The sequence below is a fragment of the Micromonospora sp. WMMD980 genome (assembly GCF_029626035.1).
GTDB lineage: Bacteria > Actinomycetota > Actinomycetes > Mycobacteriales > Micromonosporaceae > Micromonospora.
The window spans coordinates 2,872,454-2,886,556 of sequence record NZ_JARUBE010000003.1 but is presented as its reverse complement, the minus strand read 5'-3'; the positions used below and the strand labels follow the sequence as shown (position 1 = coordinate 2,886,556).

Here is a 14,103-nt window from a genome sequence, read left to right as displayed (position 1 = left end):
AACAGTCATGCGAGTTTCTGTCAGTTGGCTGCGGGAGTACGTGGACCTCCCCGCCGACCTGCCCGTCGGCGATCTGGAGCAGGCGCTCGTCGACCTCGGCATCGAGGTCGAGTCGATCGTGGACCTGCGGGCGACCGTCACCGGCCCGCTGGTCGTGGGCGAGGTCCTCCAGATCGAGGAGCTGACCGGCTTCAAGAAGCCGATCCGCTTCTGCCGGGTGGACGTGGGCGCCGCGAACGGCACCGGCGAGCCGCAGGAGATCGTCTGCGGCGCGCGCAACTTCGCCCCCGGCGACAAGGTGGTGGTGATCCTGCCGGGCGGCGTGCTGCCGGGCAACTTCGCCATCGGCGCGCGCAAGACGTACGGGCGCAACTCCCACGGGATGATCTGCTCGGCGCAGGAGCTGGGCCTGGGCGACGACCACTCGGGCATCATCGTGCTGCCCGAGGACGTCAAGGCCCAGCCCGGCGACGACGCCCGCCCGATCGTCGGCCTGGACGACGTGGTGGTCGAGATGGAGATCACCCCCGACCGGGGCTACGCGCTCAGCGTCCGGGGCATCGCCCGGGAGCTGTCGCACGCGCTCGGCGTGCCGTTCCGCGACCCGGCCGACGCGCCGGCCACCGGCGGGACGACCGAGCCGGCGTACCCGGTCGAGGTGCGCGACACGGTCGGCTGCGACCGGTTCGCCGCCCGGATGGTGGGCGGCGTCGACCCGACGGTCTCCACGCCCGGCTGGATGCGGCAGCGGCTGACCGCGGCCGGCGTGCGCAGCATCTCGCTGCCGGTCGACATCACCAACTACCTGATGCTCGAACTCGGCCAGCCGATGCACGCCTTCGACGCCGACCGGATCGCCGGGCCGCTCGTGGTGCGCCGCGCCGAGCCGGGGGAGAAGCTGACCACGCTCGACGGGGTGAGCCGCGCTCTCGCGCCGGAGGACATGGTCATCTGCGATGCCGGGCTGCCCAACGCCCTCGCGGGCGAGGACGCCGGCGTCCCGATCTCGCTGGCCGCGGTGATGGGCGGCGAGACCAGTGAGGTGCTCGCCTCCACCACGAACGTGCTGTTCGAGGCCGCGCACTGGGACCCGGCGATGGTCGGGCGCACCGCGCGGCGGCACAAGCTGTTCAGCGAGGCCGCGAAGCGGTGGGAGCGGGGCGTCGACCCGGCGCTGCCGCTGGTCGCGCTGGAGAAGGCGGTCCGGTTGCTCACCGACCTGGCCGGCGGCACGGCCGGCGCCGAGGTGCTCGACCTCGACCACGTCCGCCCGCTCCCGCCGGTCACGCTGCCGGTGGACCTGCCGTCGCGCCGGATCGGTGTGTCCTATCCGGCCGACCGGGTGGTGGAGCTGCTGGAGCAGGTCGGCTGCGCGGTCACCCGTGGCGGCGACCGGCTCGGTGAGGACCCGGGCACGGTCGGGGTGGCCGACGGCGGGGCCGGCGAGGTGCTGACCGTGACGCCGCCGAGCTGGCGGCCCGACCTGACCGACCCGGCCGACCTGGTGGAGGAGGTGGTCCGCCTCGACGGGTACGACCGGGTGCCGTCGGTGCTGCCCACCGCCCGCCCCGGCCGGGGCCTCACCCCGCAGCAGCAGCGCCGCCGCGCGGTGGCCCGCTCGCTGGCCGAGCGCGGCTGGATCGAGGTGCTGGCGCAGCCGTTCGTCGCGCCCGAGCTGGCCGACCAGCTCGGCCTGCCGGCCGACGACCCGCGCCGTCCGGCGGTCCGGGTGGCCAACCCGCTGTCCGAGGAGGAGCCGCTGCTGCGTACCACGCTGCTCGGCCCGCTGCTCGGCATCGTCAGGCGCAATGTCGGCCGGGGCCAGCGGGACGTGGCGATCTACGAGATCGGCACGGTCTTCCACCCGCGTCCGGGCGTGGGCGCCCCGCCGGCCATGGGCGTGGACCGGCGTCCCACCGACGAGGAGTTCGCCGCCGCCGACGCGGTGGTGCCGGCGCAGCCACGACACGTCGCGGTGGCGGTGTGCGGCGAGATCGAACCGGCCGGCTGGTGGGGCGCGGGTCGCGCGGCCGGCTGGGCGGACGCGGTCGAGGCGGGCCGGGCGGTGCTCGACGCCGCCGGCATCCCCGCCGGCCGGGTCACCGTGCGGGCCGGCGAGCGCGCGCCCTGGCATCCGGGTCGCTGCGCCGAGCTGCTCGTCGACGACGCCGTCGTCGGGCACGCCGGCGAGCTGCACCCGGCGGTGGTGGCGGCGCTGGAGCTGCCCCGCCGCACCAGCGTCATGGAACTGGACCTGGACGCGTTGCCCGTCGCGCCGCTGGTGAGCGGCCCGGCCATCTCCACGTTCCCGCCGGCGCTCATCGACGTGGCGCTGGTGGTCGACGCGGCGGTGCCGGCGGCGGACGTGCAGCGGGCCCTGGTCGAGGGTGCCGGCGCGCTGCTGGAGAACGTGCGGCTCTTCGACGTCTACGCGTCCGAGCAGCTCGGCGCCGGGCGGAAGTCGCTGGCCTACAAGCTGACGTTCCGCGCCCCGGACCGGACGCTGGCCGGCGAGGAGGCGGTGGCCGCGCGGGACGCCGCGGTGGCGCTCGCCGCCCAGCGCTTCGGCGCCACCCTCCGCGGCGCCTGAGGTGTAAGGAGGGGCCCCCGCTTAACGCCTTCGGTAGAGGCGGGGCCCCTTCTTGACACCCGAACCGACGGTGACGGCCCGGCGGGGACTCCGCCGGGCCGTCACCCGCTCAGGCGCTGTAGGGCAGGGTGAGCTGTGACCCGTCGCCGACGGCGAGGCTGCTCGGGGCCGTGCCGATGGCGTTCCACACCTCCACCCGTACGCTGCCGTCGCGCAGGTCGCCGAGGTCGCCGGTGGCCGACGCCAACCCCCGGTCCCGGGTGTAGTCCTCCCAGCCGGCGAGCGGGTCCGTGGCGTAGTAGTGGTAGGTCTCCACCCGGTCGAAGGTGCCGTCCCCGGTGAGGTCGTAGGAGACCCGGAGCTGGGTGCCGTTGCCGACCGCGGTGCCGGCGTCGACGAGCAGGCGGAACGAGGTGGCGCCGCCGGTCCACCGCGCGGTCAGGTGATCCGCCCGGTAGACCCGTGGCGTGTGTGGGGTGTCGACCCAGGCGCCGTCGGCCGCCGCGATCGTCGCCGGGGCGGCGCCGGCCGGGCGTTGCCGGAGCTGGTCGGGTTCCCCGAGGTAGAGCCGCGGCGTGAAGGGGCTCATGGTCGGGTCCGGGGACGGGCTGTCGGACACCGATGGGCTGGGGTCGGGCGAGGGCGGCGTGGGGGTGAGGTTCGGCGGCGGGCCGGTCGGACCGCCGCCCGGCCCGAACGGGCTCAGCTCGATCCCGGCGGCGCGCGGGTCGCCGTCGTGCACCAGCGACTCCTGGTTGAGCACGTCGTCGAAGGCGAACCCGTACGCCTTCCCGTCGACCATGTTGGCGTGCACGATGCGGGAGTAGTGGTTGGTGAGCGTGCCCCGGTAGAAGTCGCTCGGCCCGCCGGACGGCTGGATGTCGCGGTCGGTCAGGGTGGAGCGGTGCAGCGCGGCGCAGAGGGTGCGGGCGATCGGCCCGACCACGAGGTCGTTGGGGGCGGCGAGCGCCCCGTCGCAGTCCCACACGTCGGAGCTGGACGGCCTGGCGAACGACGCCACGTGTCGGCCGGAGCCGTCGGTGAACGTCATGACGTCGCCGCTGGTCCGGCCGAGGTACCTCACGTCGGGCTGAGCGGTGAAGGGTGCCACGGTGAGCGGCCTGGTCGCGTACGACTGCCAGGCCGAGGCGATGTACGGGTCGAGGTAGGTGGCGCTGAACAGGCCGGCGTCGGCGGCTTTGCCGGGGGAGAGGACGCGCAGCACGGTGCCGTCGGCGCGGGTCTGCACCGTCGCGCCCCAGCCGGGCTGGGCGCGGACCGCGTCGACGACCCGGTTCCGCCCGTCGTCGACCAGTCGGCCGGTGTGCCGGGTGGTCCCGTCCGCGCCGGTCACGCTGACCACGTGCGGGACGGCGAACATGTCGACCTGTGAGCTGTTCAGCCAGAGCCCCGCGTCGTTGTAGGTGAACTCGGACCAGTCGAACAGGACGTCGCGGTTGGGGTCGCCGGGCGCCCAGGGCGCGGGCTGGACCAGGCCGTCGGGGGTGAGCAGGAACCGCAGTTTCTCACCGAAGGCGACGTAGACCCGGCCGGAGATGTTGCGGGGCACCTTCAGCACGGCGGCGTCGCCGTTCACCGGGCCGGGGATGGCCACGTCGGGGGCGGGCGTGGGTGGCAGGCCGCCGGCCGGCCAGGGGGTGAACGCGCCGGCGGCGTCGACGTGGCCGAGCCGGCCGGAGGTCAGGTCGGTGCCGAGCACGTAGAGCCAGGTGGCGTCGGCGCGGCCGGTGTGGTTGGTGATGGTGAAGGGAAGGAGGTTCGGGCCGGTGGCGTGGGCCAGCGAGGCCGCGGCCACGACCGAGGCGGCGGTGGTGACCAGGAGCGCGAGCAGGGCGCGCAGGAGCTTCGGACGGGTGGGCACGGGCGACTCCGGGGGTGGTGAGGCAAGCGTGAGAGCGCTCTCTCAGCATCGGCGCGGGATGGTCGGCTGTCAATGCGTCGGAGGTCGCTGCAGTTTCATGCGCCGCACTGCATGACCTTGCAGTGGCCCCGTGCGACTGCTAGCCTTCTCTGCATAGTCATGCGGAGGTAGGTATGGGCATTCGAGTAGCGGTGGCCGGAGCGAGTGGGTACGCGGGCGGCGAACTGCTGCGCCTGCTCGCCGGCCACCCCGAGTTCGATCTCGTGGCCGCCACCGCGCACAGCCAGGCCGGCCAGCCCGTCGCCGCCGTACACCCGCAGCTCACCGGCCTGGACCTGGTTTTCGGGTCGACCGAACCGGCGGCCCTGGCCGACGCGGACCTGATCTTCCTGGCCCTGCCGCACGGCCAGTCGGCCGCCCTCGCCGCCGCCCTGCCCGACAGTGCCCTCGTGGTCGACCTCGGCGCCGACCACCGGCTGCGCGACGCGGACGCCTGGACCCGCTACTACAGCGGCCCGCACGCCGGCGCCTGGACCTACGGGCTGCCCGAGCTGCCCGGCGCGCGCGGTGCGATCGCGTCCGCCCGCCGGGTCGCGAACACCGGCTGCTACGCGGTCGCCACCACGCTGGCGCTGGCCCCGCTGGTCGCCGCCGGCGCGGTACGCCCCGACGACGTGGTGGTGGTCGCCGCCTCCGGCACCTCCGGCGCGGGCCGGGCCGCCAAGGCCCACCTGCTCGGCAGCGAGGTGATGGGCGACCTCACCCCCTACAAGGTGGGCGCGCACCAACACGTACCGGAGATCAAGCAGGCGACCGGCGCGACCGGCCTGTCGTTCACGCCGGTGCTCGCCCCGATGCCGCGCGGGATCCTCGCCACCGTCACGGCGGTGCCGGCCGGCGACACCGACCCGCGGGCGGTGTTGGCCGCGGCCTACGCCGACGAGCCCTTCGTGCACCTGCTGCCCGCGGGGGTGTGGCCGCACACCGCCGCGACCGCCGGCTCGAACTCCTGCCACCTCCAGGCGACCGTGGACGTCGACTCCGGTCGGGTGATCGTGGTCGGCGCCATCGACAACCTGGGCAAGGGCGCGGCCGGGCAGGCCGTGCAGAACGCCAACCTGATGGTCGGTCTCCCCGAGAGCACCGGCCTGTCCGTGCATGGAGTCGCACCATGAGCGTCACCACCCCCCGGGGCTTCCGGGCCGCCGGTGTCGCCGCCGGCCTGAAGACCTCCGGCGCCGCCGACGTGGCGCTCGTGGTCAACGACGGTCCGGACGCCGGCGTCGCCGGGGTCTTCACCGCCAACCGGGTGAAGGCCGCCCCGGTGCTCTGGACCCAGCAGGTCGTGCACGGCGGCGTGGTCCGGGCCGTGGTGCTCAACTCCGGCGGCGCCAACGCCTGCACCGGTCCGGCCGGCTTCCAGGACACCCACGCCACCGCCGAGCACACCGCCGCCGCGCTCACCGCCAGCAGCGCCCGGCTGATCGTCGGCGCCGGCGAGGTCGCGGTCTGCTCGACCGGGCTGATCGGTGAGCGGCTGCCGATGCCGAAGCTGTTGCCGGGCGTCCGCGACGCGGTGCGCCGGCTCTCCCGCGACGGCGGCCGGCCGGCCGCCGAGGCGATCATGACCACCGACACCCGGCCGAAGACCACCGTCGCCCGGGGCAGCGGCTGGACGGTCGGCGGGATGGCCAAGGGCGCCGGCATGCTGGCGCCGGCCATGGCCACCATGCTCTGCGTGTTGACCACCGACGCGGTCGCCGGCCCGGACGCGTTGGACGGCGCGCTGCGGGCCGCCACCCGGGTCACCTTCGACCGGGTCGACTCGGACGGCTGCATGTCCACCAACGACACGGTGCTGCTGCTGGCCAGCGGCGCCTCCGGCATCGAGCCGACCGACGCGGAGCTGACCGCCGCGGTCACCGCCGCCTGCGACGACCTGGCCCAGCAGCTCCTCGCCGACGCGGAGGGCGCGACGAAGCAGATCGCGATCGAGGTGGTCGGCGCGGCGGGCGAGGACGACGCCGTCGAGGTGGGACGTGCGGTGGCCCGCAACAATCTGGTCAAGACCGCGCTGTTCGGCAACGACCCCAACTGGGGCCGGATCCTCGCCGCCGTCGGCACCACCGCCGCCGTGTTCGAACCGGACGGCATCGACGTCGCGGTCAACGGCGTCTGGGTCTGCCGGCGCGGCGCCGCCGCCGCGGACCGCGCCACGGTGGACCTCACCGACCGGGCCGTCGCCATCCGGATCGACCTGCACGCCGGTGACGACGCCGCCACGATCTGGACCAACGACCTGTCGCACGCGTACGTCCACGAGAACTCGGCCTACTCCTCATGACCTTGAACGCTGACCTCACCCGGGCCCAGGCCAAGGCCGCCACCCTGATCGAGGCGCTGCCCTGGCTCGCCCGGTTCGCCGGCGCCACAGTGGTCGTCAAGTACGGCGGCAACGCGATGGTCGACCCCGAACTGCGACGGGCCTTCGCCGCGGACATGGTCTTCCTCCGGTACGCCGGCCTCAAGCCGGTCGTGGTGCACGGCGGCGGCCCGCAGATCTCCGCCATGCTCGGCCGGCTCGGCATCGCCAGCGAGTTCCGCGGCGGCCTGCGGGTCACCACCCCGGAGGCCATGGACGTGGTCCGGATGGTCCTCGTCGGTCAGGTCGGCCGGGAACTGGTCGGCCTGGTCAACGCGTACGGCCCGTTCGCGGTGGGCCTCTCCGGCGAGGACGCCGGGCTGTTCACCGCGGTGCGCCGCCCGGCGTACGTGGACGGGGAGGCGGTCGACGTCGGGCAGGTCGGCGACGTGGAGTCGGTGAACGCCTCGGCGGTCACCGACCTGATCGCGGCCGGCCGGATCCCGGTCGTCTCCACCGTCGCGCCGGACGCCGACGGGGTGCTGCACAACCTCAACGCGGACACCGCCGCCGCCGCGCTCGCGATCGCCCTGGGCGCCCGCAAGCTGGTCGTGCTCACCGACGTGCCGGGTCTCTACGCCGACTGGCCCGACACGTCCACCCTGGTCAGCGAGATCAGCGCGGACGACCTGGCCAAGCTGCTGCCGTCGCTGGAGTCGGGCATGGTCCCGAAGATGGAGGCCTGCCTGCGGGCGGTGCGCGGCGGAGTGCCGGCCGCGCACGTCGTCGACGGCCGGGTGGCCCACTCCACGCTGCTCGAGGTGTTCACGTCGGAAGGGTTCGGCACGATGGTCGTGAGCGCGAGGAGCGAGCTTGCGAGCCCCGCAGTCGCGAACAGGGAAGGCACGGTCGGTTCATGAGCACGCTGCTGCGGCGCTGGAGCGCCGCCATGATGGACAACTACGGCACGCCGCCGCTGGCGCTCGTCGCCGGTGCCGGCGCCGTCGTGGTCGACGAGACCGGCCGGGAGTACGTCGACCTGCTCGGCGGCATCGCCGTCAACGCGCTCGGGCACGCCCACCCGGCCGTGGTGGCGGCCGTGTCGAAGCAGGTCGCCACGCTCGGGCACGTGTCCAACCTGTTCGTCGCCGAGCCACCGGTCGCCCTCGCCGAGCTGCTGCTGGCCCTGGCCGGCCGGCCCGGCCGGGTCTTCCTCGCCAACTCCGGCGCGGAGGCCAACGAGGCCGCGTTCAAGCTCTCCCGGCTCACCGGGCGGCGTCACGTGGTGGCCACCCGGGGCGGCTTCCACGGCCGGACCATGGGCGCGCTGGCGCTCACCGGCCAGCCGGCCAAGGCCGACCCGTTCCGCCCGCTGCCCGGCGACGTCACCCACGTGCCCTTCGGTGACGCGGACGCGCTGGCCGAGGCGGTCACCGACGACACCGCCATGGTGATCGTCGAGCCGATCCAGGGCGAGAACGGCGTGGTCGTCCCGCCGCCCGGCTACCTCACGGCGGCCCGGCGGATCACCGCCGCGCGCGGCGCGCTGCTGGTGCTCGACGAGGTGCAGACCGGCGTCGGGCGCACCGGGCACTGGTTCGCCCACCAGGCCGAGGGCGTCGAGCCGGACGTGGTCACCCTCGCCAAGGGCCTCGGCGGCGGCCTGCCGCTCGGCGCCTGCCTGGCCTTCGGCCGCGCCGCCGACCTGCTCGGCCCCGGCTCGCACGGCACCACGTTCGGCGGCAACCCGGTCAGCTGCGCCGCCGCCCTCGCGGTGATCGCCACGATCGCCAACGAGGGGCTGCTCGACCACGTCAAGCGGGTCGGCGAGCGGCTGCGGCGCGGCGTGGAGGCGCTCGGGCACCCGCTGGTGCGCGAGGTACGCGGCGCCGGCCTGCTGCTCGGGATCGCGCTCGACCGGCCGGTCGCCGGTGCCGTGACGACCGCGCTGCGGGAGGCGGGCTTCCTGGTCAACCCGGTGCAGCCGGACGTGGTCCGGCTGGCCCCGCCGCTGATCCTGACCCCGGCGCAGGTCGACGCGTTCCTCGCCGCGCTGCCCGCCGCCCTCGACCGCGCGCCCGCCGAGTCCACCGCGCCCGCCGAGTCCACCGCGCCCGCCGAGGCCCCCGTACCGACCGAAAGCGCCACGCCCGCCGCGTCGGCGCCCACCCCCGCGACCCGCTCGGAGACCCCCGCATGATCCGCCACTTCCTGCGCGACGACGACCTCACCCCCGCCGAGCAGGCCGAGGTGCTCGACCTGGCGGCCCGGATGAAGGCCGACCGGTATGCGCACCGGCCGCTCGCCGGGCCCCGGTCGGTGGCGGTGCTGTTCGACAAGCAGAGCCTGCGCACCCGGATCTCGTTCGACGCCGGCATCGCCGAGTTGGGCGGCCACCCGCTCGTGGTGGACACCCAGGTGACCCACTTCGGTCGGGGCGAGTCCCTCGGCGACGCCGGCCGGGTGCTGTCGCGCTACGTGGCCGCGATCGTGCTGCGCACCCACGGCGACGACCGGATCGCCGAGGTGGCCGAGCACGCGACGGTGCCGGTGGTGAACGCGCTCACCGACACCTACCACCCCTGCCAGTTGCTGGCCGACCTGCTCACCGTGCGGGAACGGTGCGGCGCCACCACCGGGCGGATCCTCGCGTACGTCGGTGACGCGGCGAACAACATGGCCCACTCGTACCTGCTGGCCGGCGCGACGGCCGGGATGCACGTGCGGGTCGCCGGCCCGGCCGGGTTCGGTCCGGACCTGGCGATCGTGGCCCGGGCGGCGAAGATCGCCGCCGGCACCGGCGGCTCGGTCGACGCGCTCACCGACCCGGTCGAGGCGGTACGCGGGGCGCACGTGGTCGCCACCGACACCTGGACGTCGATGGGCCAGGAGAAGGACGGGCTGGACCGGATCACCCCGTTCCTGCCCTACCGGGTCGACGACGCCCTGCTGGCGCACGCCGCGGCCGACGCGATCGTGCTGCACTGCCTGCCCGCGCACCGCGGCGAGGAGATCACCGGCGAGGTCCTGGACGGCCCGCGCAGCGCGGTGTTCGACCAGGCGGAGAATCGCCTGCACGCCCAGAAGGCGCTGCTGACCTTTCTCCTGGAGGCCTCCTCATGACCGCCCCGCTGACCCGCGCCGCGCGGCACGCCCGCATCGTCGAGCTGATCCGCGACACCGCCATCCACTCGCAGACCGAGCTGGCCGACCTGCTCGCCGGCGACGGCATCCAGGTCACCCAGGCCACGCTCTCGCGGGACCTGAAGGAACTCGGGGCGGTGACCGCGCGCGGCGGCGACGGCCGCGGCGTCTACCTGATCCCCGAGGACGGCCATCGGCCGCTGCGCGACGCCGAGGGAGCGCCCGCCCGGCTGGTCCGGCTGCTGCACGAGCTGCTCAACGGCGTCGACTCCAGCGGCAACATCGCCGTGCTGCGCACCCCGCCGGGCGCGGCGCACTACCTGGCCAGCGCGTTGGACCGGGCCGGCCTGTCCGAGATCGTCGGCACCATCGCCGGCGACGACACCATCCTCGTCGTCGCCCGCGAGGCCGACGGCGGCGCCGCGTTGGGGGACCGGCTCGCCGGGTGGGCCCGCCGGGGCGAGCACGTCGAAGGGAGCGCCGCACCATGAGCGAACGGGTCGTCCTGGCGTACTCCGGGGGTCTGGACACCTCCGTCGCCATTCCCTACCTGGCCGAACGGACCGGCGCCGAGGTGATCGCGGTAGCGGTCGACGTCGGCCAGGGCGGCGAGGACATGGGCGTGATCCGGCAGCGCGCGTTGGACTGCGGCGCCGTCGAGTCCGAGGTGGTCGACGCGCGCGACGAGTTCGCCGCCGACTACTGCCTGCCGGCGGTCCGGGCCAACGCGCTCTACATGGACCGCTATCCGTTGGTCTCCGCGTTGTCCCGGCCGCTGATCGTCACCCACCTGGTGGCCGCCGCGCGCCGGCACGGCGGCACGATCGTGTCGCACGGCTGCACCGGCAAGGGCAACGACCAGGTCCGCTTCGAGGTCGGCCTGAACGCGCTCGCGCCCGACCTGACGGTCGTCGCGCCGGCCCGCGACTTCGCCTGGACCCGGGACAAGGCGATCGCGTTCGCCGAGGAGAAGGGCCTGCCGATCGACGTGACGGCCCGGTCGCCGTACTCGATCGACCAGAACCTGTGGGGCCGGGCCGTGGAGACCGGCTTCCTGGAGGACATCTGGACCGCCCCGGTCGAGGCCCTCTACGCGTACACCGAGGACCCGGCGGAGCCGCGCGACGCCGACGAGTTGGTCCTCACGTTCGACGCCGGCGTCCCGGTCGCGATCGACGGCGAGACGGTCACCCCCTACGAGGCGATCCGGGAGCTGAACCGGCGTGCCGGCGCGCAGGGCGTGGGCCGGCTCGACATGGTCGAGGACCGGCTGGTCGGCATCAAGAGCCGCGAGGTGTACGAGGCGCCCGGCGCGCTCGCCCTGATCACCGCGCACCGGGAGTTGGAGGCGGTGACCGTGGAGCGGGACCTGGCCCGGTTCAAGCGCGGCGTCGAGCAGCGCTGGGGCGAACTGGTCTACGACGGGCTCTGGTTCAGCCCGCTGAAGCGCTCGCTGGACGCGTTCATCGACGATGCCCAGCGGCATGTCAGCGGCGAGGTGCGGCTGACCCTGCACGGCGGTCGGGCGGTGGTGACGGGCCGGCGCTCGGAGGCGAGCCTCTACGACTTCGGGCTGGCCACCTACGACACCGGTGACACGTTCGACCAGACGCTGGCGAAGGGTTTCGTGCAGCTCTGGGGGCTGCCCAGCACGATGGCCGCGGCGCGGGACGCCCGGTGGGGAGGGGTGCGGTCGTGACCAGCACAATGGGTGGGGTGGACGACAAGAGCCTGACCGAGAACAGCGCCGCCACCAACCGGACGAGTCTCTGGGGAGGCCGGTTCGCCGGCGGTCCCGCCGAGGCGCTCGCGCGGCTGTCGGTGAGCGTCCAGTTCGACTGGCGCCTCGCCCCGTACGACATCGCCGGGTCCCGCGCGCACGCCCGGGTCCTCGCCGGCGCCGGCCTGCTCGACCCGGACGAGCTGGGGCGGATGCTGGCCGCGCTGGACGACCTGGAGGCCGCCTGCGCCTCCGGGGCGTTCCGTCCGACCGTCGACGACGAGGACGTGCACACCGCCCTGGAGCGCGGCCTGCTGGAGCGGCTGGGCAGCCTCGGCGGCAAGCTGCGCGCCGGCCGGTCCCGCAACGACCAGGTCGCCACCGACCTGCGGCTCTATCTGCGCGACCACGCCCGGGGCGTGGCCGCCCGGCTGGTCGAGCTGGCCGAGGCGCTGGTCGAGCAGGCGGAACGGCACGTGGACACCGCCGCGCCCGGTATGACGCACCTGCAGCACGCGCAGCCGGTGACGTTCGGGCACTGGCTGCTGGCGCACGTGCAGCCGCTGCTGCGTGACCTGGAGCGGCTGCGCGACTGGGACGAGCGGACCGCGATCAGCCCGCTCGGCGCCGGCGCGCTGGCCGGCTCGGGGCTGCCGCTGGACCCGGTGGCGGTCGCCAAGGAGTTGGGTTTCCGCACCTCGTTCGCCAACTCGATGGACGCGGTGGCCGACCGGGACTTCGTGGCCGAGTTCCTCTTCGTCACCGCTCTGACCGGCGTGCACCTGTCCCGCCTCGGCGAGGAGGTGGTGCTCTGGACGTCGCAGGAGTTCGGCTGGGTCGAGCTGGACGACTCGTTCGCCACCGGCTCGTCGATCATGCCGCAGAAGAAGAACGCGGACATCGCCGAGCTGGCCCGGGGCAAGTCCGGCCGGCTGGTCGGCGGCCTGATGAGCGTGCTCACCATGCTCAAGGGCCTGCCGATGACCTACGACCGGGACATGCAGGAGGACAAGGAGCCGGCGTTCGACGCGGTCGACACGCTGGAGCTGCTGCTGCCCGCGCTGGCCGGGATGATCTCCACGATGACGGTCCGGGTGGACCGGCTCGCGGCCACCGCGCCGTCGGGCTTCTCGCTGGCCACCGAGGTCGCCGACTGGCTGGTCCGGCGGCACGTGCCGTTCCGCGACGCGCACGAGATCACCGGCCGACTGGTGGCGCTCTGCGCGGCCCGCGACTGCGCGCTGGACGAGGTGTCCGACGCCGACCTGGCCGCGGTGAGCGAGCACCTGGACCCGTCGGTGCGCGACGTGCTCTCGGTGCGCTCGGCGCTCGCCGCCCGCACCACTCCCGGCTCCACCGGCCCCGGGCCGGTCGCCGACCAGCTCGCCGCCGCCGCGGACCGGCTGGCCGGCTGGCGGGACTGGGCCGCCGAGCAGGTCGTGCCCCGCTGACCCGCCGACCCCGCGCGGTGGCCCGGCCGCCGCGCGGGGTTCAGGTCGCCGGTCGCTCGCGCTTCGGCAGCTTGGCCACCACCGCGTCGTACGACCCGTCGGCGGCGTCGACCAACTCCTCGTCGGGGATGCCGCCGGTCAGGCGCAGCGTGTTCCAGCCCGACCGGCCGATGTAGGGCGACGGTCGGGCGTCGTCGGGGAACCGGTGCAGCCACTCGTCGGCCACCTCGCGCGACGGCCCGCACTTGACGCCGAGCCGGGCCTCGCCGTCGGGGGAGCCGAGGAACGCGAAGATCCGGCTGCCCACCTTCACCACCTCGTCGCCCTCCCACGGCCGGTCCAGCCAGGCGCCCGGCTTGGCGAGGCAGTAGGCCAGCATCTCGTCGCGCGTCATCGCGTCCTCCCGTGCCGTCGTCGTCGGGCACAGTCTCGCCCGCGGCTGTGACAGCCGCCGGTGCTGGCGGACACGGTTGCGACCGCTCAGTCGCCGGTGCCGGTGCGCACGGTGAGGCGCTCGAAGCGCTGCCGGGCGGCCTGGGCGCTGCCCAGGCCCAGCCCGAAGGCGATCGCCTGCCAGGTCATGCCCCGGCCGCGGGCCACCTGGAGCAGCCCGGCCTCCAGCACGTCCACCTCGGCCCGCACGTGCGGGATCAGGGTCAGCGCGGCCATCAGGTCGGCCTGGTCGACCGGCTCCTCGCCCGCGTCCAGCCCGGCACCGCCGGCGAGCGCCATCACCAGCGTGGCCGCCTCGTAGGCGTCGGGCACGTCGGGGTGCGCGTAGCGCCGGCGACGGGAGTTGGTGCCGGCGTGCCGCTCGGCGATCCGCAGCAGCGCCGCGTAGTTGCGGTGGGCCCGGGCCTGGGCAGCATCCGGAGCGGTGAACGGGTCGTTGTCCACGGTGACCATGCCGTCCATCCCACACCCAAGAATGGCATGTTGTCAACACCCCGTTGA

12 protein-coding genes are annotated in these 14,103 nt (G+C 74.6%); 9 read left to right on the top strand and 3 right to left on the bottom strand.

All coding sequences use genetic code 11. From position 1 onward, the window contains the following. Window positions 1-7: 7 nt before the first annotated feature. A complete protein-coding gene (gene pheT / locus O7618_RS13310; RefSeq protein ID WP_278106393.1) occupies window positions 8-2,590 on the top strand; it encodes a phenylalanine--tRNA ligase subunit beta in 2,583 nt (860 codons plus the stop codon). 109 nt (window positions 2,591-2,699) lie between these two features. On the opposite strand, the gene O7618_RS13305 is transcribed toward pheT, so the two are convergent. Then, the gene (locus tag O7618_RS13305; protein ID WP_278106392.1) at window positions 2,700-4,472 is read right to left on the bottom strand and encodes a beta-1,3-glucanase family protein; all 1,773 of its coding nucleotides are present in this window, start codon (window positions 4,470-4,472) and stop codon (window positions 2,700-2,702) included. Window positions 4,473-4,645: 173 nt separating this feature from the next. Between O7618_RS13305 and argC the strand changes: the two genes are divergently transcribed. Genes argC through argH form a run of 8 tightly spaced genes read left to right on the top strand, consistent with a single transcriptional unit; the run spans window position 4,646 to window position 13,149 of the window. Further along, window positions 4,646-5,647: an N-acetyl-gamma-glutamyl-phosphate reductase gene (gene argC, locus O7618_RS13300; RefSeq protein ID WP_278106391.1), complete on the top strand. Its 1,002-nt coding sequence runs from the start codon at window positions 4,646-4,648 to the stop codon at window positions 5,645-5,647. Then, on the top strand, window positions 5,644-6,816 hold the full coding sequence (argJ, locus tag O7618_RS13295) for a bifunctional glutamate N-acetyltransferase/amino-acid acetyltransferase ArgJ (RefSeq protein ID WP_278106390.1): 1,173 nt from the start codon (window positions 5,644-5,646) through the stop codon (window positions 6,814-6,816). Before argC ends, argJ begins: the two co-directional genes overlap by 4 nt. Continuing rightward, window positions 6,813-7,754 carry an acetylglutamate kinase gene (gene argB, locus O7618_RS13290; protein WP_278106389.1) on the top strand — a complete coding sequence of 314 codons (942 nt, stop codon included), beginning with the start codon at window positions 6,813-6,815 and terminating at the stop codon, window positions 7,752-7,754. The genes argJ and argB overlap by 4 nt, the downstream gene beginning before the upstream one ends. Then, window positions 7,751-9,034, top strand: a complete 1,284-nt coding sequence (locus O7618_RS13285; RefSeq protein WP_278106388.1) for an acetylornithine transaminase — start codon at window positions 7,751-7,753, stop codon at window positions 9,032-9,034. The genes argB and O7618_RS13285 overlap by 4 nt, the downstream gene beginning before the upstream one ends. Further along, window positions 9,031-9,957, top strand: a complete 927-nt coding sequence (gene argF, locus O7618_RS13280) for an ornithine carbamoyltransferase (protein ID WP_278106387.1) — start codon at window positions 9,031-9,033, stop codon at window positions 9,955-9,957. The genes O7618_RS13285 and argF overlap by 4 nt, the downstream gene beginning before the upstream one ends. Next, window positions 9,954-10,469 carry an arginine repressor gene (locus O7618_RS13275; RefSeq protein ID WP_278106386.1) on the top strand — a complete coding sequence of 172 codons (516 nt, stop codon included), beginning with the start codon at window positions 9,954-9,956 and terminating at the stop codon, window positions 10,467-10,469. The genes argF and O7618_RS13275 overlap by 4 nt, the downstream gene beginning before the upstream one ends. After that, window positions 10,466-11,677 (top strand): argininosuccinate synthase, encoded by a 1,212-nt coding sequence (locus O7618_RS13270; RefSeq protein ID WP_278106385.1) that lies wholly within the window; start codon window positions 10,466-10,468, stop codon window positions 11,675-11,677. The genes O7618_RS13275 and O7618_RS13270 overlap by 4 nt, the downstream gene beginning before the upstream one ends. 8 nt (window positions 11,678-11,685) lie before the next feature. Next, complete coding sequence (argH, locus tag O7618_RS13265; protein WP_278109997.1) at window positions 11,686-13,149, top strand: argininosuccinate lyase; 1,464 nt, start codon at window positions 11,686-11,688, stop codon at window positions 13,147-13,149. A 40-nt stretch (window positions 13,150-13,189) separates the two neighbouring features. Here argH and O7618_RS13260 read toward each other — a convergent pair whose 3' ends face one another. Next, window positions 13,190-13,543, bottom strand: a complete 354-nt coding sequence (locus O7618_RS13260; protein ID WP_278106384.1) for an MmcQ/YjbR family DNA-binding protein — start codon at window positions 13,541-13,543, stop codon at window positions 13,190-13,192. A gap of 86 nt (window positions 13,544-13,629) precedes the next feature. Further along, complete coding sequence (locus O7618_RS13255) at window positions 13,630-14,055, bottom strand: DNA-binding protein (protein ID WP_278106383.1); 426 nt, start codon at window positions 14,053-14,055, stop codon at window positions 13,630-13,632. Window positions 14,056-14,103: the final 48 nt, after the last annotated feature.